Source organism: Candidatus Dactylopiibacterium carminicum, from assembly GCF_014736495.1.
Lineage (GTDB): Bacteria > Pseudomonadota > Gammaproteobacteria > Burkholderiales > Rhodocyclaceae > Uliginosibacterium > Uliginosibacterium carminicum.
In genome coordinates, this window is sequence record NZ_MDUX01000001.1 from 18,041 (window position 1) to 36,812 (window position 18,772).

At 63.1% G+C, this 18,772-nt stretch carries 21 protein-coding genes; 12 read left to right on the top strand and 9 right to left on the bottom strand.

Going from position 1 to position 18,772, the window contains the following annotated elements:
• Positions 1-14: 14 nt before the first annotated feature.
• From BGI27_RS00105 to BGI27_RS00145, 9 genes are all read left to right on the top strand, one after another.
• Entirely contained in the window at positions 15-761 is a 747-nt protein-coding gene (locus tag BGI27_RS00105) for an endonuclease/exonuclease/phosphatase family protein (protein ID WP_095522902.1), read from the top strand.
• The gene (gene clsB / locus BGI27_RS00110; protein ID WP_095522903.1) at positions 758-1,918 is read left to right on the top strand and encodes a cardiolipin synthase ClsB; all 1,161 of its coding nucleotides are present in this window, start codon (positions 758-760) and stop codon (positions 1,916-1,918) included. Before BGI27_RS00105 ends, clsB begins: the two co-directional genes overlap by 4 nt.
• An 84-nt stretch (positions 1,919-2,002) precedes the next feature.
• The gene (gene ribBA, locus BGI27_RS00115; RefSeq protein WP_095522904.1) at positions 2,003-3,121 is read left to right on the top strand and encodes a bifunctional 3,4-dihydroxy-2-butanone-4-phosphate synthase/GTP cyclohydrolase II; all 1,119 of its coding nucleotides are present in this window, start codon (positions 2,003-2,005) and stop codon (positions 3,119-3,121) included.
• A gap of 142 nt (positions 3,122-3,263) precedes the next feature.
• The gene (gene ribH, locus BGI27_RS00120; RefSeq protein ID WP_095522905.1) at positions 3,264-3,737 is read left to right on the top strand and encodes a 6,7-dimethyl-8-ribityllumazine synthase; all 474 of its coding nucleotides are present in this window, start codon (positions 3,264-3,266) and stop codon (positions 3,735-3,737) included.
• The gene (gene nusB, locus BGI27_RS00125; protein WP_095522906.1) at positions 3,734-4,198 is read left to right on the top strand and encodes a transcription antitermination factor NusB; all 465 of its coding nucleotides are present in this window, start codon (positions 3,734-3,736) and stop codon (positions 4,196-4,198) included. The genes ribH and nusB overlap by 4 nt, the downstream gene beginning before the upstream one ends.
• A gap of 7 nt (positions 4,199-4,205) precedes the next feature.
• Positions 4,206-5,165, top strand: coding sequence for a thiamine-phosphate kinase (thiL, locus tag BGI27_RS00130; protein WP_095522907.1), 960 nt, complete (start codon positions 4,206-4,208; stop codon positions 5,163-5,165).
• Positions 5,165-5,653, top strand: coding sequence for a phosphatidylglycerophosphatase A family protein (locus tag BGI27_RS00135; protein ID WP_095522908.1), 489 nt, complete (start codon positions 5,165-5,167; stop codon positions 5,651-5,653). Before thiL ends, BGI27_RS00135 begins: the two co-directional genes overlap by 1 nt.
• Positions 5,650-6,228, top strand: a complete 579-nt coding sequence (locus BGI27_RS00140) for an HD domain-containing protein (protein ID WP_095522909.1) — start codon at positions 5,650-5,652, stop codon at positions 6,226-6,228. Before BGI27_RS00135 ends, BGI27_RS00140 begins: the two co-directional genes overlap by 4 nt.
• On the top strand, positions 6,218-6,706 hold the full coding sequence (locus BGI27_RS00145; RefSeq protein WP_095522910.1) for a CinA family protein: 489 nt from the start codon (positions 6,218-6,220) through the stop codon (positions 6,704-6,706). The genes BGI27_RS00140 and BGI27_RS00145 overlap by 11 nt, the downstream gene beginning before the upstream one ends.
• Here the strand turns inward: BGI27_RS00145 and BGI27_RS00150 are convergent.
• The 5 genes from BGI27_RS00150 to BGI27_RS00170 all read right to left on the bottom strand — a co-directional run bounded on the left by BGI27_RS00150 (position 6,703) and on the right by BGI27_RS00170 (position 12,980).
• Positions 6,703-7,638: a ZIP family metal transporter gene (locus BGI27_RS00150; protein WP_095522911.1), complete on the bottom strand. Its 936-nt coding sequence runs from the start codon at positions 7,636-7,638 to the stop codon at positions 6,703-6,705. The genes BGI27_RS00145 and BGI27_RS00150 overlap by 4 nt on opposite strands.
• 10 nt (positions 7,639-7,648) lie before the next feature.
• Positions 7,649-10,204, bottom strand: a complete 2,556-nt coding sequence (locus BGI27_RS00155; protein WP_095523009.1) for a DNA topoisomerase III — start codon at positions 10,202-10,204, stop codon at positions 7,649-7,651.
• A 114-nt stretch (positions 10,205-10,318) separates the two neighbouring features.
• A complete protein-coding gene (locus tag BGI27_RS00160) occupies positions 10,319-10,807 on the bottom strand; it encodes a Smg family protein (RefSeq protein ID WP_095522912.1) in 489 nt (162 codons plus the stop codon).
• A 38-nt stretch (positions 10,808-10,845) separates the two neighbouring features.
• Complete coding sequence (gene dprA, locus BGI27_RS00165; protein WP_223871496.1) at positions 10,846-11,928, bottom strand: DNA-processing protein DprA; 1,083 nt, start codon at positions 11,926-11,928, stop codon at positions 10,846-10,848.
• Positions 11,929-11,933: 5 nt separating this feature from the next.
• Entirely contained in the window at positions 11,934-12,980 is a 1,047-nt protein-coding gene (locus BGI27_RS00170; RefSeq protein WP_170942860.1) for a LysM peptidoglycan-binding domain-containing protein, read from the bottom strand.
• A 192-nt stretch (positions 12,981-13,172) separates the two neighbouring features.
• On the opposite strand from BGI27_RS00170, the gene def reads away from it, so the two are divergent.
• The 3 genes from def (at position 13,173) to htpX (ending at position 15,594) form a co-directional block, all read left to right on the top strand.
• Positions 13,173-13,676: a peptide deformylase gene (gene def / locus BGI27_RS00175; protein WP_095522915.1), complete on the top strand. Its 504-nt coding sequence runs from the start codon at positions 13,173-13,175 to the stop codon at positions 13,674-13,676.
• 66 nt (positions 13,677-13,742) lie between these two features.
• Positions 13,743-14,678, top strand: a complete 936-nt coding sequence (gene fmt / locus BGI27_RS00180; protein ID WP_095522916.1) for a methionyl-tRNA formyltransferase — start codon at positions 13,743-13,745, stop codon at positions 14,676-14,678.
• Between the two features lie 73 nt (positions 14,679-14,751).
• The gene (gene htpX, locus BGI27_RS00185) at positions 14,752-15,594 is read left to right on the top strand and encodes a zinc metalloprotease HtpX (protein ID WP_095522917.1); all 843 of its coding nucleotides are present in this window, start codon (positions 14,752-14,754) and stop codon (positions 15,592-15,594) included.
• A gap of 211 nt (positions 15,595-15,805) precedes the next feature.
• Here the strand turns inward: htpX and BGI27_RS18595 are convergent, their stop codons facing one another.
• The 4 genes from BGI27_RS18595 to BGI27_RS00200 are packed head-to-tail and all read right to left on the bottom strand — an operon-like array spanning position 15,806 to position 18,728.
• The gene (locus BGI27_RS18595; protein WP_317984265.1) at positions 15,806-16,408 is read right to left on the bottom strand and encodes a CheB methylesterase domain-containing protein; all 603 of its coding nucleotides are present in this window, start codon (positions 16,406-16,408) and stop codon (positions 15,806-15,808) included.
• An 18-nt stretch (positions 16,409-16,426) separates the two neighbouring features.
• Entirely contained in the window at positions 16,427-16,873 is a 447-nt protein-coding gene (locus tag BGI27_RS18600; protein ID WP_317984266.1) for a response regulator, read from the bottom strand.
• Entirely contained in the window at positions 16,870-18,537 is a 1,668-nt protein-coding gene (locus BGI27_RS00195; RefSeq protein ID WP_095522918.1) for a chemotaxis protein CheA, read from the bottom strand. Before BGI27_RS00195 ends, BGI27_RS18600 begins: the two co-directional genes overlap by 4 nt.
• Positions 18,534-18,728: an STAS domain-containing protein gene (locus tag BGI27_RS00200; protein WP_095522919.1), complete on the bottom strand. Its 195-nt coding sequence runs from the start codon at positions 18,726-18,728 to the stop codon at positions 18,534-18,536. The genes BGI27_RS00195 and BGI27_RS00200 overlap by 4 nt, the downstream gene beginning before the upstream one ends.
• Positions 18,729-18,772 lie beyond the last annotated feature (44 nt).

Here is an 18,772-nt window from a genome sequence, read left to right on the forward strand (position 1 = left end):
CGCATGCGGGGATCATGGCAAACAGCCTGCGTATCTGCAGTTACAACATTCACAAGGGTTTCTCGCAGCTCAATCGTCGCATGATGATCCACGAGCTGCGCGAATGCCTGCGCCAGCTCGACCCCGACATCACGCTGCTGCAGGAGGTGCAGGGTCTGCATCTGCATCACGCGCAGCGCCATAGCGACTGGCCGGACTCTCCGCAGCATGAGTTTCTCGCCGGCGAGCGGCTGCATGCGGCCTATGGCGTCAATGCCGCCTACGACCATGGGCACCATGGCAACGCCGTGTTGTCGCGTTATCCGATCCAGCGCGCGCGCAATCAGGATGTCAGCCAGTCCCGGCTGGAGCAGCGGGGCATTCTGCATTGCGAACTGGCCATGGCGGGCGGACGAGAGGTGCATTGCCTGTGCGTGCATCTCTCCCTGACGGAGGCTCAGCGCCGCCGCCAATTGGTGATGCTGGCCGACTACGTCCAGACCCATGTGCCGGCCCGCGCGCCATTGGTGATTGCCGGCGATTTCAATGACTGGCGTACACGTGCCAATGACTGGCTGGCCCGTCAGCTCGGTCTCGTCGAAGCGTTCTCCGCGCTGCATGGGCAAAGTGCGCGCAGTTTCCCGAGTTCGCTACCAGTGCTGCGCCTCGACCGCATTTATGTTCGTGGCATGCGTCCGATTTCCGCGCGCGTGCTGTGGGGGCGCCCCTGGGCCAGCATTTCCGATCATGCGCCGCTACTTACGGAATTACGGCTGACATGAGCGGGCCGCGTCCGGGCAACCAGATCCAGCTGCTTCACAGCGGCGGCGAGTATTTCCCGGCCTTGCTGGCGGCCATTGCGGGCGCGCGGGAGGAAATCCTGCTTGAAACCTACATCTTCAAGCCGGATGCGGTTGGCCGGGAGGTGGCGGCTGCGCTTAGTGCCGCCGTGCTGCGCGGAGTACGAGTGCGCCTGATAGTGGATGGCTTCGGCGGGCGTGATTTCGTGCAGGAACTGATGGACGATCTGGCCGCGGACGGAGTCGAGGTGATGATCTTCCGGCGTGAACTCAAGCCCTTGCTGGCCCGTCGTTACCGACTGCGCCGCCTGCATCGCAAGCTGGCCGTGGTGGATGCGCGCATCGCCTTCGTGGGTGGCATCAATATCATCGATGATTTCGAACCCGTCGGGCCCCGCCATCCGCGCTTCGACTTTGCCGTGCGTATCGAAGGGCCAGTCGTGACGGATGTTCACCGGGCCATGGCGAGACTGTGGCGTCTGGTGCTGTGGGCCAGTCTCAAGCGGCGCTTTGTCCCCCTGCGCTGGGCGTTACCAGAGGGCGTGCGTAGCGGCAGCATGCGGGCCCGGCTGGTACTGCGCGACAACCTGCGCCATCGGCGCGACATCGAGGAAGCCTACCTCGATGCGATCGAACACGCGCAGACCCGGATCCTGCTGGCCAATGCCTATTTCTTTCCGGGGCGTGTCTTCCGTCAGGCTCTGATGGCGGCTGCCGGTCGTGGCGTGCAAGTGACGCTGTTGTTGCAGGGGCGCGTGGAATACTGGCTGTTGCACCATGCTTGCCGTGCGCTGTATCCGCCGTTGCTGACTGCAGGCGTACGCATCGTCGAGTACCGTAAAAGTTTCCTGCATGCCAAAGTTGCCGTGGTGGATACGGGCTGGGCCACGGTAGGCTCCAGCAATATCGACCCGTTCAGTCTGCTGCTGGCACGGGAAGCCAACGTGGTTATCCTGGACGAGACGTTTGCGACCGGCCTGGCCGCGGCGCTGCAGGCCGCCTGTACGGATGGTGGCGTGGAAGTGTCGTTGGCCGATTGGCAGCGCCAGCGCTGGTGGCACCGTGCCACGGCCTGGCTGGCCTACGGCATCCTGCGCCTGCTGCTGGGGGTCGCCGGTTACGCCAGCAGGCTCAAGTAGCGCCTTGCCGCAGGTCGACGCGATCTGGGACAATGCGGGCTTGCGCTCGTTGCGCCATCCCCTCACGCCCGCAAGGGCCGAACCATGAAAACACCCGAAGACAGCTGTCTGTCACCCATCCGCGACATCATTGAGGATATCCGTGCCGGCCGTATGGTCATCCTCATCGACGATGAGGACCGCGAGAACGAAGGTGACGTCGTCATCGCCGCGCAGCACATCACGCCTGAAGCCATCAATTTCATGGCCAGGCACGCACGTGGGCTGATCTGTCTCACCCTGACCGAGGATCGTTGCCGTCAGCTGGGCCTGAATCCCATGGCGCGCGACAACCGCAGCCAGTTCACCACCGCCTTCACGGTCTCCATCGAGGCTGCCGAAGGTGTCACCACCGGCATTTCCGCCGCCGATCGCGCACGCACCGTGCAGGCCGCCGTGGCACGCAACGCCACCCCGGCCGACATCGTGCAGCCCGGGCACATCTTTCCCATCCAGGCCCGTTCGGGCGGAGTGCTGGTACGGGCCGGCCATACCGAGGCCGGTTGTGATCTCGCCGGGCTGGCGGGGCTGGAGCCGGCCGCCGTGATCTGCGAGGTCATGAACGAGGATGGCAGCATGTCCCGCCTGCCGGACCTCATCCCCTTCGCGCAGCAGCATGGGCTGAAGATCGGCGCGATCCGTGATCTGATCCACTACCGCGCCGCAGTCGAGACGCTGATCGAGCGCGTGGCAGACAAAGCGGTGCAGACCGCACACGGCGAATTCCAGCTGGCGGCCTTTACCGACCGGACCTCCGGCGAGCTCCACCTGGCGATGTATCTTGGCGAGATCAAGCCCGAGGTCGAAACGCTCGTGCGGGTGCATGAGCCGGTGTCTGTGCTGGACTTTCTCGACCCGGACAGCAGCCGCCACAGCTTCAGCATCGATCAGTCGCTCTCGCGGATCGCGAAGAATGGTCATGGTGTGCTGATCCTGCTGCGTCGCCCGGAAAGCAGTAACGAGATGCTGTCCGCGCTGGGGGTGCGCAAGGACCCGTTGCCGCCTGCAGCAAAATGGGATCCGCGCCTGTTCGGCATCGGCGCGCAGATCCTGCGCGATCTGGGCGTCGGCAAGATGCGCGTCATGGCACCGGCCCGGCGCATCCCCAGCATGACTGGTTTCGGCCTGGAGGTAACTGGGCATGAAAAACCTGGCACCGCCTGATACGGCTTCGCCCTCAAACCTATGACAGCGCTGGATCGCTTTGCCGTGCGACAGCACTGTCTGCAGCGTCCCGCCTTGTTCTACGCTTGAAGGCAAAACCGTATGAACCCAAGAATCTTTCCATATTTCTGACAGGAACCTCATGTCCCGATTCGAAAACATCATCGAGATCCATCAGGATCTGCGCGGCAAGGATCTGCGCATCGCCATCGTCGTCGGCCGCTTCAATGCCGTCGTTGGCGAAGGTCTGCTTGGCGCAAGCATCGCCGAGCTGCTCAAGCGTGAAGTCGCTCCCGAGAACATCCTCGTCGCCAAGGTGCCGGGGGCGTTGGAAATGCCGTTGACGCTGCGCACGCTGGCCGAAAGTGGCCGCTACGATGCCTTGATCGCACTGGGGGCCGTGATCCGTGGTGACACTTATCATTTCGAGGTGGTCTCCAACGAAATGGCGTCCGGCATCACGCGTGTGCAACTGGATACCGGTGTGCCTATCGCCAATGGCGTTTTGACCACCAATACCGATGAACAGGCCGAAGTGCGCATGGGCGTGAAAGGGCGCGAATGCGCCGAGTGCGCCATCGAAATGGCCAACCTGCTGAGGACCCTCCGCGCATGAGCGAAGCCAAGAAGAGTGCCCGCCGCCTGGCACGCGAAGTCGCGTTGCAAGGCTTGTACGAATGGCGCATGAGCGGCAACTCGCTGCCCATGATCGAGGACCACCTGGCGCAGGAATGCGAGGCCTGGGGGCGTGCGGATCGACCATTGGCACTGGTGCTGCTGCGTGGCGCCAGTGGCAATGCCGATACGCTGGAGGCTGCGCTGTCCGGTTGTCTGGACCGGCCGGCCGAGGAACTCTCCCCGGTCGAGCGCGCGATCCTGCTGCTGGGCGCCTATGAACTCACGCATCGTATCGAAACGCCCTACCGAGTCGTGATCAACGAGGCCATCGAACTGGCCAAGGATTTTGGCGGTACCGATGGGCATCGCTACATCAATGGCGTGCTCGACAAGTTTGCACCGCAGGTGCGTGCCGCCGAGGTGGAGCACGCTGCAAAGCAACGCAAGACGCGCGACTGATCCCGCGATGGCCGGCGAATTCGATCTGATCCGGCGTTATTTCAACTACCCCACCAGCCACACCGAGCTGGGCGTGGGGGACGATGGCGCGCTGTGCGTGCCGCGTCCAGGGATGCAGCTTGTGGTGTCGACCGACATGCTGGTGGCCGGCACGCATTTCCTGCCCGAAGCCGATCCGGGCCTGCTGGGCTGGAAGGCTGCCGCCGTGAACGTATCGGACATGGCGGCGATGGGTGCTGAGCCGCGCTGGATCACGCTGGCGATCTCGTTGCCGGCTGTCGATGAGTCCTGGGTCGCGGCGTTCGCACGCGGTTTTCGCGATTGCTGCGAGGCTTATGGTGTTGACTGGATCGGTGGCGACACCACGCGTGGGCCATTGAATCTCGCGCCTACCGTTTTCGGCGAAGTGCCTGCAGGCCGTGCCATCCGCCGCGATGGTGCACGCCATGGCGACGATGTCTGGATATCCGGCTGGCCCGGCATGGCCGCTCTGGGCCTCGCGCAGGTGCTGGGCGAGCTGCAACTGGTGGGCGCTTGGGGCGAGAGCTGTCTGGAGCGCCTGCACCGGCCCATGCCGCGTGTGGCATTGGGATGTGCTCTACGTGGCACGGCAAGCGCGATGCTGGATGTCTCCGATGGGCTACTGGGCGATCTGGCACACATCCTGGAGCGTTCGGCTGTCGGTGCCGTGCTCGACGAACCGGCGCTACCGCTCGAATGTCTGCTGGCCGCCTGCCGCCGTACGGAGCGCGCCACGGCCGCACTCCTCAGCGGTGGCGATGACTACGAACTGCTGTTTACCGCGCCACGGGAACGGCGTGGTCAGGTGGAGGCCATCGGGCGCCACTGCGAGCTGCCCTTGCATCGCATCGGCCGCATCCTCGACAAACCTGGCCTCTGGTTGCAGCGCGGCGACGGTGTCTGCGAAGCGCTGCCTGGCCGTGGCTACGAACATTTCCGCAACTGATGCGTCCGACTGTCTCTCTGCTCTTCTCCCATCCGGCCCATTTCATCTCGCTTGGCTTTGGCTCAGGGCTGGCACCCAAGGCGCCGGGCACCGTGGGCAGTTTCGTGGCCTGGGGCATCTGGGCCCTGGTCTTCGCCTGGCTGCCTTGGCCCTCAGAATGGGCGCTGACGGCTTTCCTCGTGCTGGCATTCCTGCTGGGGTCTGTGTGCATCGCACGGACTGGAGCCGCCTTGGGCGAGGTGGATCATGGCGGTATCGTATGGGATGAGTTTGTCGCCGTCTGGCTGGTGCTGGCCTGCCTGCCTGCCACCTTCGTCTGGCAACTGGCTGGCGTGCTGGTGTTCCGCGTCTTCGATATCGCCAAACCCTGGCCCATCCGGCAGGCGGACGCTCGTTTCAAGAATGGTCTCGGCGTGATGTTCGACGACGTGCTGGCCGCCGGTTATACCTTGCTCATCCTGCTGCCCTTGCGGAACTGGTTGGCATGAGCCCGCAAGGATTGCTGGATTTCCTGCTGACGCTGGATGGCCTGAAGGCCGTGGAGCGGCGCAGCTATCCCTCCGGGATGTCGCGGCCGGAGAACAGTGCCGAACACAGTTGGCACTGCGCGTTGGCGGCGTTGCTGCTTGAGGGTGAGTGTGCGTTCGTCGTGGATGCACGTCATGCCGCACTGCTCATGCTGATGCACGATGTGCCGGAGATCGCCTGTGGTGACACCTTCGTCTACGCCAGCGAACGAGCCGACGCTGAAGTCCGCGAGCGTGTCGCCCTGGAGGGGCTGTTGGCACCGTTGGCGAATGCCGATGCGCAGCGCCTGCGGGCGCTGTGGGAAGAATTCACCGCCAGCCAGACCCCGGAAGCGCGCTATGCGAATGCGCTCGATCGCCTGTTGCCGGTTCTGCACAATCTGAGCCATCGGGGCCGCTCCTGGCGCGAGAATGGCGTGCAGCTGTCGCAGGTGCTTGGGCGCCTTGAACTCGTGGCGGAAGTTTTCCCCACGATCTGGTCGATACTGCGATCCAGCGTCGAACAATGTTTCCAGGAGCTGCAACATGACACCTGACCTTATTTCCCTGGCTACCCGTGTCGGTGAGGCATTGATGAGCCGCCACTGGCAGTTGGGAACGGCGGAGTCCTGTACCGGCGGTCTGGTCAGTGCCCTGGTGACGGAGGTTGCCGGTTCCAGCGCCTGGTTCGACCGGGGAATCGTGAGCTATTCCAATGAAGCCAAGGTGGAGCTGCTTGGCGTTTCGCCACTGACGCTGCATGCGCACGGCGCCGTCAGCGAACAGACGGTACGCGAGATGTTGTCTGGCGTTCTTGCCCGTTCATCCGCACAGGTGGCCGTGGCGGTCTCTGGCATTGCCGGGCCGGGCGGTGGCACGGCGGAGAAACCCGTGGGCACGGTGTGTTTCGGCTGGCAGCGGCGTGGCGTGGAAGCCGTATGCGAAACCCTGCTGTTGCCGGGTTCGCGTGCCGAGGTGAGGCGTGCGGCTGCGCAGATTGCCCTGGCGGGGGTGTTGCGCCATGCGTTGGACTAACCAAGCGCGGTATCCAGCACCATCATCAGACCGAAACCTGCCATGAGGCCCAGCGTGGCATAGGTCTGATGACCATTGCGGTGGGTTTCGGGGATCACTTCGTGTGAAACCACGAAGATCATCGCACCGGCCGCCAGTCCCAGCCCGATCGGATAGGCCAGCGCAAAGCCTGAAGCCAGGCCTACGCCGAGTAGGGCGCCGAGCGGCTCCATCAGACCCGAGCCCATTGCCATCAGGATTGCGTTGCGTGTATTCATGCCGGCTGCACGCAAGGCCATCACCACGGCCAGTCCTTCCGGGATGTCCTGGATCGCGATGGCGGAAGACAGCGGCAAGCCCACACTCAAATCTCCCTGCGAGAAGCTCACCCCCATTGCCATACCCTCGGGAAGGTTGTGCAGGGTGATGGCCATCACGAACAGCCAGACGCGATTGATGCGTTCGCTGCCCGGGCCGCAGGGGCCGACATTCTCGTGCTCGTGCGGCGTGAATTGATCCATGCCCAGCATCAGCGCCACGCCCAGTGCGAGCCCACCGAGCACCACCAGTGCCCCCAGAACGCCTGACCCGGTGATGCCTTCTGCTGCTTCGATGCCAGGCAGGATCAGCGAGAAAGAGCTGGCCGCCAGCATCATGCCGGCGGCAAAACCGAGCATGCTGTCTTCGGCGCGGGCACTCAGCTTCTGCAGGAACAGGCCGCCCAGAGCGCCCAGTGCCGTGGCGGCAAAGCCAGCCAGGCCGGCAAGCAGGCCTTCGCGCAGGCCACGCGCGGCCGTACCGTCTGCGATGGCAAGCAGGCTGTGAGCCAGCAGCCAGAGGATGACCAACAATGCCGCGATCAGCCCTGCCGCACTCCAGGGGTGCTGGCGGGCCTGCGCCAGCCACGCCTGGCGCCAGGGCAAGGTAGCGGTGGCGGACGCCGGCTGATTCATGAGGCGCTACTCAGGCTTCCACCTTGCGGGCGCGGCTGCGTTTCGCGGGCGCAGCTTCTTGGGCATCGCCGTCAGCAGTTTTAGCGGCAGCCGCTTTCGGAGCCTTGGGGGCACGAGGCTCGAATTCGAAACCGACCTTGCCTGCCTTGGCATCCCAGACCAGCATCGCCGAGAACTTGCGGTGCGTGCGGGAAGCCACGAAGCCGCGCAGCAGATCGGTCTTGCCGCTGGCCAGAAGCTTCTGCATCTGCTCCGATTCGATGGCCTGCTGCAGGATCACCTTGCCTGAGCGGAAATCGCAGGATTTCTCCGGGCCGACCGCCTTTTCGCAGACATAGGTGCTGCCATGATCGAAGACGCCGTTGCCGCATTTCGGACAGGCCCCCAGGCTTTGCTGACCGGAGAAGTCCGGAGCTTCGGCGGCTTCGCCTTCGCGTGGCTGGCCGAAGTCGAATTCCGGCAGCTTGTCGTCATTGAGCCGGATTTCGGCGTTGAACGCCCGGCCCATCTTGTTGCGGAAGCCGATCAGGGGGCCAACGCGTCCGGTGGTGAGCAGGGTTTCGATCTCATGCGGTTCGAATTGTCGGCCGGCCACGATCTTCCACAGCGAATAGTCACAGTCCGAGCACTGGAACTTCTTGTAGGTCTCGCGGATCAGGCCGCCGCATTTCGGGCAGGGCGCCTGGAGGATGCCGAAATCGCCCGGAATGGTGTCCGAGTCGTAGGTCTTGGCGCGTTCAACGATTTCGCGCGTCATCGCCTCGATATGCTTCATGAACTCGGCACGCGAGAGCTCGCCCTTTTCCATCTGTGCGAGCTTGTATTCCCACTCGCCCGTGAGTTCGGCAGACGACAGTTCGCTGATTCCCAGTCCCTTGAGCAGCGTGATCAGCGAGAAGGCTTTGGCTGTAGGGATCAGCTCGCGGCCTTCACGCAGCATATAGGTTTCGGCGATCAGGTTTTCGATGATCTGCGCGCGCGTGGCCGGCGTGCCGAGGCCGCGCCCGGCCATTGCCGCGCGCAGCTCTTCGTCGTCGACCAGCTTGCCGGCGCCTTCCATGGCTGAGAGCAGCGTGGCTTCGTTGAAGCGTGCCGGCGGCTTGGTCTGCAGTGCTTTGAGGATCAGCTCTTCAGTCTGCGCGCCTTCACCGGCCTGCACCGGTACCAGCGAGCCCGCTGCCTCGCCTTCGCTCCCTTCCAGCGCGGCTTCCTTGCCGTAGATGGTCAGCCAGCCGGCGTTGATCAGGACCTTGCCTTCCGTCTTGAAGGCTTCGCCCTCGACGCGGGTGATGCGCGTGGTGACCTGGTATTCCGCGACGGGGAAGAACACCGCGAGGAAGCGCCGGGTGACCAGGTCGTAGATCTTGTATTCCGCTTCCGACAGGCTCTTCGGTACGGTGCCAGTGGGCACGATGGCAAAGTGGTCGGAAATCTTCGCGTTGTTGAAGATGCGCTTGTTGGGTTTGACCCAGCCGCGCTTGAGGATCTGGGCCGAGAAACCGGCGTACTCATCGGGCAAGGCGCCGAGGATGCCGGATACGGTGAGCAGGTAATCCTCCGGCAGGGCTCGCGAATCGGTCCGCGGATAGGTCAGCACCTTGTGCTTTTCATACAGCGCCTGCGCCAGTTGCAGGGTGGTGCGTGCCGAAAAGCCGAAACGGCCGTTGGCTTCGCGCTGCAGCGAAGTGAGGTCGAACAGCAGCGGCGAGAGCTGGGTGGAAGGTTTGGACTCTTCCTCGACCTTGCCGGGCTTGCCGGCACATTTGGCGAGGATGGCTTCGGCACGGGCTTTGTCCCAGATGCGGGGCGCTGCGGCGTGCTCGTCGTCTTCCGGCTTGCGGAAGGCCTCGTCAAACCAACGGCCGGCGTATTCCCCGGCAGATACGCCGAAGCGGGCTTCAACTTCCCAGTAATCACGGCTCTTGAACTTGCGGATGCGTTCTTCGCGCTCGACCACCAGGGCCAGCGTCGGCGTCTGCACGCGACCGACGGTGGTGAGATGGAAACCGCCGCTCTTGGAGTTGAAGGCCGTCATCGCACGGGTGCCGTTGATGCCGATCAGCCAATCGCTCTCGGCGCGGCACATCGCGGCCTCACGCAGGCCGCTCATGTCGTTGGCGCTGCGCAAGCGGAGGAAACCGTCACGGATGGCTTGCGGTGTCATGCTTTGCAGCCACAAGCGCTGAATGGGCTTGCTGGTGCCAGCGTGCTGGGCCACATAGGTGAAGATCAATTCGCCTTCGCGTCCCGCGTCGCAGGCGTTGATCAGGCCGGTCACGTCCTTGCGCTTGATGAGCCGAGTGAGCAGGCGCAGGCGTTCCGCGCTCTTCTCGATCGGGTTGAGCTTGAAGTGGGGAGGGATCGTGGGCAGGTGGGCAAAGCTCCATTTGCCGCGCTTGACCTCGAATTCGTCCGGGACCGCCAGCTCCAGCAGGTGGCCAACCGCCGAGGAGAGCACGTAGTCGTCGCTCTCGAAATAGTCGCCCTGGCGGGTAAAGCCGCCCAGCGCGCGGGCAATGTCCTGCGCGACGGAGGGTTTTTCGGCAATGATCAGTTGTTTGCTCATCAGGAAAGTAGAACAAGAATAGCGCGGCGCCAAACATGGCATGGCCGCGAAGGGTTTCGCTGCTGGATGATAGAAGCCGTGCTTCCAGGGCGGCAAGCTCGCCCGGGCAGGACTTCAGTGCAGGGTGATGCTCTCCCTGTCGTAGGCGTCTTCTTCCTCGCATTCGTCGCTGAGCAACTCTTCGAGGATCAGGGAATCCACACTGGCGCGTTCCTGCCACAGCACCATCAGCACGATCACTTTGAGACTGGAAAGATCCACTTCAGTTTCGGGCATTGCCATCGCACGTTCGATCACCAGTTCGCGGCGGCGTTGGTCCAGCACGCCGGTGTGCTCCAGAAAGCAAAGGAATCCGCGGCTCGCGAGGTCCAGGCGCGAGGCTTCATGTTCACTGAGGATGCGCATGGATTGCTTGTCTGCGCGTTGTTCGACGCCCTCTGCACGTGCTGCGAGACGCAGACCGCGCAGCCAGTCGATGGCTTCGGCGATATCCTCCGACGCAAATCCGGCTGCGGACAGCTTGCGCGTGAGCTGTTCGGGTTCTTCAGGGCAGGCATCCGCGTAACCGTAGGTTTCGAACAGATACACCAGGATGTCGATCATGCTTGTTCCGTTGCCGTATTCCTTGCGGAGCGCGGTCTTCAGTTGATTCGTTGAAAGCGGCCACCCGGCAGACTGGCAATGCGCCCGTCGAGTTCCAGCACGGTCAGCATGGCGAAGAGCGCATCGGGCGTCAAGCCTGTGCGGACCTGCAATGCATCGAGGTTGACGGGGTCGTGGCCCATGGCATCCAGCACGCCGTTGTAGCCAGCCGGTGGTGACGGGGCGGGGGGCGTCGGTACGACGGTAGACTGCCAGTGAAGCTCTTCCAGTACATCCGCAGCGCTTTCGACCAGTTTGGCTCCCTGTTTGATGAGGCGATGACAGCCCCGGGACAGAGGAGAGTGAATGGAGCCGGGGATGGCGAAGACCTCGCGCCCCTGCTCAGCCGCCAGCCGTGCCGTGATCAGGGAGCCACTGTCGACTGCTGCTTCGACGACGAGTACGCCACGTGCCAGCCCTGAGATGAGGCGATTGCGGCGCGGGAAATTGTGTGTCGTGGGGGGCGTATCCAGCGGAAATTCGCTGAGGATCAGGCCTTTGCCGGCAAGTTCGCGCGCCAGCTCTGCATTGCGGGGCGGATAGATGCGATTTGCTCCGGTGCCGATGACTGCGATGCTACTGGCCTTGCCGCGTAGCGCTCCCTGGTGGGCGGCCCCATCAATGCCAAGCGCGAGACCGCTAATGACGGTCAGTCCTGCGTTGGCGAAGGTTTCGGCAAAGGCTTCCGCATTTGCGAGCCCCTGTGGCGTTGCGTTGCGTGCACCGACAATGGCCAGTGCGGGCGCTTCCAGCAACTCAAGACGCCCCTTGAGATAGATCAGGCTGGGAGGGTCAGCTGTTTGCAGCAGATTTTTTGGGTAGGTGGCATCAGCCAGTGTGAGGATGGTGTTGCCGGGTTCGGCGGCCCAGGCTAATGCCTGCTCGATGGCCGCCTGATTGTCATGGTCGAGTAGCGTTCGGGCGAGGCGGTCACCGATCACTTTTGCCAAAGCAAACTGCCCGGCGGCGAAGATCCGCTCGGGCAGTCCGAAGTTGGCCAGCAGGGCACACTGTCGTTCCGGGCCGATTCCCGGAACCAGACACAAGCGCAGCCAGTGGCGGAGGTCGTCCCCTGGCGTCAAGGCTGTCAGGGAGCCGCCGCCTTGTCGCCCGTACGGACCGGGCCGTTGGCTTCCATCACCAGCGCGTAGGAGACGCGGTTGAACGTGCGGAAGACATAGGCCAGACCCAGCGGCGTATCAGGCAGGGCGATTTCCTGGGCACGCCCGTCACCGCGGTAGATCGTGGTGCCGCCAGCACGGCTGAGTGCCAGTACGTGGCCTGGCTCCAGGCCGATATTGTGTCCACCGGCCAGCACGATCACCGAATTGCGCCCGCCCACGCCAACGCCCCCATAGATGGAAGCGACCGCAGTCTGTAGCCCTTTGGCCGGCGAGTGGGGCGGCGCTGCCAGCAGTTCTGACTTGGCGGCAGGCATCATGCGGTCCCCCGAGATGATTTCCTGCTTGGCTGCAATCACTTTCAGTTCGGCAGCCTTGCCGTCGCGCTCGGGCTGACTGACCTGTGCCGTGGCAACGAACTGTGCCTCGTACCCCAGAACCTGCTGGCCGACCGGATCCACGATGGGCTTGCCGCGGCGATAGATGTCCCAGGCCGGGGATTCGGGCAACAGATTCTGGCCGTAGATAATATCGCCGGTGCCAGCCAGCACGCGTTCTTCCTGGATGGCAATCACGGTCGGCTGACCAGGCAGATCCTCGTCTTCGGTGACCAGCGGTTCGACCAGGAAGGAGCGGATGGCGTCCAGCGGCACGCTGGTGATCGGGGAATTGGCCGGCGTGGAATACACTTGCGGCGACAATTTGATCGTATTGTTCGGGCCGAGGTTGCGCCCCAGCGACAAGGTCGGGCCATTGCGATCCAACACCACGATCTGGCCGGGATAGATCAAGTGCGGGTTGCGGATCTGTTCCTGATTCATGCGCCAGACTTCCGGCCAGCGCCAAGGCTGTTTGAGGAACATGCCGGAGATGCCCCAGAGGGTATCTCCGCGTTTGACGACGTAGGTATCCGGCGCGTTGTCCGCCAGTTGCGCCGGGGTGGATTCATCGGCTGCAATGGAGGAAGCTGCCACTGCGGCGCAGAAAAGCCCGACAAGAGTTCGTTTGAGCATTGTGAGCCCCATGCGTGGTTGTATCGCGGCCCGGTTGCGCCCGTCTGAAAGCCCGGTAGACTCCACTTCCGGGATGGACTGCACATCCGTCGACCTGTCGCGGCGCAAGCCAGGCGCCGACCCTGCAGACATTCAAGTTTTGCGTTAGATTCTGCACGTAGCATACTCATACAGCAAGGGTTTTCCTGACAAATGGCACTCCTGCCAATCCTTCATTATCCAGACTCCAGACTGCATACCGTGGCCAAATCGGTGGCTGTTGTGGACGACCGTATCCGCCAGTTGATCGATGACATGGCGGAGACCATGTATGCCGCCCCGGGCATCGGCCTGGCGGCCACTCAGGTCAATATCCATGAGCGCGTCATCGTCATTGACGTCAGTGAGGACAAGAGCGGTCTGCTGGCCCTGATCAATCCCGAAATCCTCGCACGCGACGGCGAGCAGGTTTGCGAGGAAGGCTGCCTCTCTGTTCCTGGGGTTTATGACAAGGTCACGCGTGCCGAACATGTGAAGGTGCGCGCACTCGATCGCGACGGGAAATCCTTCCAATTCGATGCCACTGGTCTGCTGGCGGTCTGCGTGCAGCACGAGATCGACCATCTGGATGGCAAGGTGTTCGTCGAATACCTCTCGCCTCTGAAGCAGAACCGCATCAAGACCAAGCTCGCCAAGAAGGCGCGCATCACGGCCTAACCCGGAAGTCGGAGGCGGGAGGTCGCTCCCGGCCTTCGGCATGCCACTCACCACTTCCGACTCCCCATGAAAGTAGCCTTCGCCGGAACTCCCGAATTTGCTGCAGTGGCTCTGCGCGCCATTCTGGCGGCAGGGTTTGATGTACCGCTCGTTCTGACGCAGCCGGATCGTCCTGCCGGGCGTGGCATGCAGTTGCAGCCCTCCGCCGTGAAACAGGTGGCTTTGGCAAATGGCATTGCGGTCGACCAGCCGGATCGTCTGCGTACCTCAGAACAACAGGCGGTTCTGGCTGACTGTGCGCCGGATGTGCTGGTTGTGGCTGCCTATGGCCTGATCCTGGCGCAGGCTGTGCTGGACCTGCCTCGCTTTGGCTGCCTCAATATTCACGGATCGTTATTGCCGCGTTGGCGTGGGGCCGCGCCGATCCACCGCGCCATCGAGGCGGGCGACGAAGAGACGGGCATCACGCTGATGCAGATGGAGGCGGGCCTGGATACCGGGCCCATGCTCTTGAAGCGGGCACTTCCCATTCTGCCGATCGACACGACTGGCACACTCCAGGACAAGCTTGCCGTGCTGGGCGGCGAGATGATCGTCGAAGCACTGCATGCGCTGGAAAATGGCCCGCTTCCGGCAACCATTCAGCCAGAGCAAGGCGTTACCTATGCCCACAAGATCGACAAGGCCGAGAGCCAACTCGATTTCCGACAGCCGGCTGCAGTCCTGGCCCGAAAGCTTCGTGCATTTGATCCTTTCCCCGGAGGCGCGGCCACTATTGGCGGTACGACATTGAAGCTGTGGGCAGGAAAGGTCGGGCAAGGTGAAGGAGACGCTGGCACGGTGCTGGCCGCGGATGCTTCGGGCGTATTGGTGGCCTGCGGTGATGCGGCCTTGCGGCTGACCGTGTTGCAGAAGCCTGGCAGCAAGCGTTTGCCTGTCGGTGAATTCCTGCGCGGTTTTCCGCTTTCCCCCGGCTTGTGCTTTGATTTGCCAGGAGATTGAATCTTTGGGCAAGACCCCCATCTAAAGATCGCGTGCATGAGCACGGGACGATAACGAAAGGCAGGAATTACCAATGTTCAACTGGCTCAAGACTTCGATACTCATGGCGGGCATCGTGGCCTTGTTCGGCGCGGTCGGTGGAATGATCGGCGGCCAGCAGGGCATGATCCTCGCACTGGTTTTTGGCGGTGCGATGAACGTGTTCTCGTACTGGTTCTCCGACAAGATGGTGCTGCGCATGTACAACGCGCGCGAAGTCGATGCGGCCAGTTCGCCCTATCTGTACAACATGGTGCGTGAGCTTGCCGCCCGGGCGCAGATGCCGATGCCGCGTGTCTACATCATTGATGAAGCCCAACCCAATGCCTTCGCCACCGGCCGTAATCCCGAGAATGCCGCTGTGGCCGCCACCAGTGGCATCCTGCGCATGCTCTCCGAGCGTGAGCTGCGCGGCGTGATGGCACACGAGCTGGCGCACGTGAAGCATCGCGACATCCTGATCTCCACCATATCTGCGACCATGGCCGGCGCGATCTCGGCATTGGCGAACTTCGCGATGTTCTTTGGCGGACGTGATTCCGAAGGGCGGTCCAATCCGATTGCCACGATCGCAGTGGCGATCCTCGCGCCGCTGGCGGCGATGCTGATCCAGATGGCTATTTCGCGTGCGCGCGAGTTCGAGGCCGACCGCGGCGGGGCGGAAATTTCCGGTGACCCCGATGCACTCGCGGATGCGCTGCAGAAGATCGATCATTACGCGCGTGGCATCCCGATGGCGGCCGCCGAAGCGCACCCGGAAACCGGCCAGATGATGATCATGAATCCCTTGTCCGGTCGTGGCGTGGCTGGATTGTTCGCCACCCACCCGGCGACCGAGGAGCGTATCCGGCGTTTGCGTGCGATGCGTCGCCGCTGATGCCCGCAATCGTGTAATCCAGAGCCCGCGCTTGCCGCGGGCTTTTTTGTCGCCGGGCCGTCCCAAGACAAAAAGTGCCCCCTTGGGGGGCCGCGACCCCGCGTAGCGGGGAGAGCGTGGGGGCCTTTGTGTCGCCGGGCCGTCTCAAGCCCCCTCGGGGCAGCACTGCTGCATCAGCCGTTTGTGCGAGGGCTTGGAGTGCCCGGACTGCCTATCGGCCGCTGTCGACCCAGCGCAAGATGCGCGTTGCAATCTGGTGCAAGGGCAGGATCTCGCGTACGCCGCCGCGCTGGATGGCCATCTTGGGCATACCGAAGACGACACAGCTTTCTTCCGCTTCGGCGATCGTCACGGCACCTGTGTCGAACATCTCCTTCATGCCCAGCGCTCCGTCGTCACCCATGCCGGTCATGATTACGCCAATGGCATTGGTGCCGGCCACTTTTGCCACGGAGCTGAAAAGGCAATCGACCGAGGGCTTATGGTGGTTGATTATCGGCCCGTCGATCACCTCCACCGCGTAGCCATCCCCCTGCGGCTTCAGGCGCATCTGCCGGCCGGCTGCTGCCAGCAGTGCCAGGCCGGGCTCCACACGCTGGCCATTTTCGGCCTCGCGTACCTCCAGTCGCAGGTCTTCATTGAGGCGCTCGGCGAATCTGCGCGAAAAGCCGGGCGGCATGTGCTGCACCATGACGATTCCTGGCAGATCGGTGCCCAAGGAACTCAGCACAACCTCCAGCGCTTGTGTGCCGCCAGTGGAAGCGCCCAGGGCAATCAGACGTCGGCTGCCGAGTATTCGATGGCGGAGCCCCATCGGGGCTGGCGGGGGGATCTATACGGGCGTGCGGTTCGCCAGCTCGCTCAGTCGACGCATGTTGGCCTGGGCGGCTGCGCGTACGGCTGCGACGATACTGTCGCTTTCGTTCTCGAAGAATGCCGCGACGCCTGCCCTGGGTTTGGAAATCAGGCTCACGGCACCGGCTGTCAGTGCCTCCACGCCCGTCTGGGCGCCGTTGCCCACCAGCGAGGAGCAGATCACTATCGGAGTGGGGCGCTCGGCCATGATCTTGCGCAGGAAGCTCAAACCGTCCATGCGCGGCATCTGGATGTCCAGCACGATCACGTCGGGCCATTCACGACGCATCTTTTCCATCGTGTGAAGCGGATCGATGGCGGTATCCAGGACGCGGATGCCCGGCTGGCGCTCGAGCAGGCTGCGTGCAGCTTCGCGCACCAGGATCGAATCATCGACGATCAGAACCTTGATCGGTGCGCTCATGGGCACGCCACCGGGAACGTGAGCTTGAACAGACATCCCTTGCCGGTTCTGCTGCTGAGCTGGATATCACCGCCCAGGGCTCGTATCCGTTCACGTACCAAATCCAGGCCCACGCCGCGGCCCGAATAGGCGCCGGGGCCTGCTGCGGTGGAGAAGCCGGGGCTGAAGACGAGCTGCAGCAGATCTTCTTCGCTTCCCGCCTGTCCGGTGGGATAGCCCAATGCTAGAGCGCGGTCCAGCAGGTGGTGTCGGTCGATGCCGGTACCATCATCCCGCACGCTCACCTGAAACGAGTCTTGGCGTCGCAGGAGGGTGATGCTTATGGTGCCCGTCGTTGGCTTGCCCAGTGCCTGCCGCACGGCTGGCGGCTCGATGCCGTGATCGACGGCATTGCGCAGGAGATGCAGCAGCATCTCGTCCAGCGCTTCTGCCAGTACATTGTCGAGAAAGATGTCTGCGCCAGTCACCAGCAATTCGGTTTGCTTGCCTAATGCATAACTGGCGTCCCGCACGATGCGGTGCAGCCTGTGAAGGTGTTCGCTGTAACGTGTTTCCTGCAAGGCACGGGCCTGTTCCTGAAGCACGTCGGCCATTGCGCGCAGTTGGGCGAGATCGGGAACTGCCTCTGCCAGACCGGTGCGCAGCGCCGTGAGGGTCTGTTGCAAGGATTCGATGCGGGAACGAGGCAGGTGTAGCAGTTCGAAATTGCGGCTACGTATCTGGCGGGCCTGTGCCTGGCGGGCCAGTGCGGCTTCGACGACATCCGCGTTGATGTAGCCTTCTGCCACCAGCAGTCCGCCCAGCGGTACCGTCGCCCCTGCGCGTTGCCGGCGCAGGCTGGCTGCCAGTTCGGCTGGCGTAATCGCGCCCACGCGAACCAGCATCTCGCCGGTCTGCAGGTCGTCGTCAGGCAAGGATTCGAGGCGCTCGCGGTAGCGTCCGGTGAGTTGTGCTGGTGGCAGTATGCTCAGTTCGCAGACCTCACTGGCGAAGGCAAAGGCGTCTTCCAGTGCCTGCTTGTCCGCCTTGCTATCGAGAAGGATCTCGAAGCCCAGATAACAGGATTCCGGGTCGAAATCTTCTTCAGGCAGCCGTTCGGTGCAGGTCCGCAACGTGCATATGCGGCCAAGCGTCTCCAGGTGGTGCAGGAAATTGAGCGGATCAAGCCCTCGGCGTAACGCATCGCTGCCAAAGCTCACGCGTATCTGCCAGCATTGCCCGGCGCCTGTGGCGGGGAGTGGCGCCGGATCGGGCGGCACGTCGAGATAGGGGACCAGCAGACCGATCAGTTGAGTCCGGTCGGCATTGGCAAAGATCGGGCTGCCTGTGTCCGGCTGGTGCGCCTGGTTGACGAGAAAGCGCAGATGGTCGCAACAGGCCAGCAGTGCGGATACCAGCCCGCCGTCCACTCGCAATTCGCCATTGCGCAGGCGGGTGAGGACGCTTTCCATCACGTGGACAAGCCATTCGATTTCGATCTGTCTTGCCACTGTGGCATTGCCCTTGAGGCTGTGGGCTGCGCGGAAGATCGCGTCCAGTGTTTCGCGTGTCTGCGGCTGATGTTCCAGTTCGAGCAGTCTGGCTTCCAGACTGTCCAGCAGCAGCTTGCTTTCCGCCACGAAGAGGGGCAACCATTCAAGCTGGGCGGATTCGCCAGGGTTCATGGCGTATTGCCGTCTTCATGGTCGGGCTGGAATATCGGGCCTTCCAGCCGATAGAACGACACCAGTTCCCGGACAACCAGACTCGGCGCGTGAAGATCAAGGCGCGCATCCGTACGTTGTGCCGTAAGGGAGAGTTGCAGCAGCAACTGCACGCCGGCGGTGTCGATGCGTGTGATGCCGGAGAGATCCAGTTACAGGGCTTCGCCACGGCGTACAGCATCGAGCAGTGCGGGAG

Coding starts and splice junctions, on each gene's coding strand:
- BGI27_RS00105 (WP_095522902.1), top strand. CDS start 15: ATGGCAAACAGCCTGCGTATCTGCAGTTACAACATTCACAAGGGTTTC.
- clsB (WP_095522903.1), top strand. CDS start 758: ATGAGCGGGCCGCGTCCGGGCAACCAGATCCAGCTGCTTCACAGCGGC.
- ribBA (WP_095522904.1), top strand. CDS start 2,003: ATGAAAACACCCGAAGACAGCTGTCTGTCACCCATCCGCGACATCATT.
- ribH (WP_095522905.1), top strand. CDS start 3,264: ATGTCCCGATTCGAAAACATCATCGAGATCCATCAGGATCTGCGCGGC.
- nusB (WP_095522906.1), top strand. CDS start 3,734: ATGAGCGAAGCCAAGAAGAGTGCCCGCCGCCTGGCACGCGAAGTCGCG.
- thiL (WP_095522907.1), top strand. CDS start 4,206: ATGGCCGGCGAATTCGATCTGATCCGGCGTTATTTCAACTACCCCACC.
- BGI27_RS00135 (WP_095522908.1), top strand. CDS start 5,165: ATGCGTCCGACTGTCTCTCTGCTCTTCTCCCATCCGGCCCATTTCATC.
- BGI27_RS00140 (WP_095522909.1), top strand. CDS start 5,650: ATGAGCCCGCAAGGATTGCTGGATTTCCTGCTGACGCTGGATGGCCTG.
- BGI27_RS00145 (WP_095522910.1), top strand. CDS start 6,218: ATGACACCTGACCTTATTTCCCTGGCTACCCGTGTCGGTGAGGCATTG.
- BGI27_RS00150 (WP_095522911.1), bottom strand. CDS start 7,638: ATGAATCAGCCGGCGTCCGCCACCGCTACCTTGCCCTGGCGCCAGGCG.
- BGI27_RS00155 (WP_095523009.1), bottom strand. CDS start 10,204: ATGAGCAAACAACTGATCATTGCCGAAAAACCCTCCGTCGCGCAGGAC.
- BGI27_RS00160 (WP_095522912.1), bottom strand. CDS start 10,807: ATGATCGACATCCTGGTGTATCTGTTCGAAACCTACGGTTACGCGGAT.
- BGI27_RS00170 (WP_170942860.1), bottom strand. CDS start 12,980: ATGCTCAAACGAACTCTTGTCGGGCTTTTCTGCGCCGCAGTGGCAGCT.
- def (WP_095522915.1), top strand. CDS start 13,173: ATGGCACTCCTGCCAATCCTTCATTATCCAGACTCCAGACTGCATACC.
- fmt (WP_095522916.1), top strand. CDS start 13,743: ATGAAAGTAGCCTTCGCCGGAACTCCCGAATTTGCTGCAGTGGCTCTG.
- htpX (WP_095522917.1), top strand. CDS start 14,752: ATGTTCAACTGGCTCAAGACTTCGATACTCATGGCGGGCATCGTGGCC.
- BGI27_RS18595 (WP_317984265.1), bottom strand. CDS start 16,408: ATGGGGCTCCGCCATCGAATACTCGGCAGCCGACGTCTGATTGCCCTG.
- BGI27_RS18600 (WP_317984266.1), bottom strand. CDS start 16,873: ATGAGCGCACCGATCAAGGTTCTGATCGTCGATGATTCGATCCTGGTG.
- BGI27_RS00195 (WP_095522918.1), bottom strand. CDS start 18,537: ATGAACCCTGGCGAATCCGCCCAGCTTGAATGGTTGCCCCTCTTCGTG.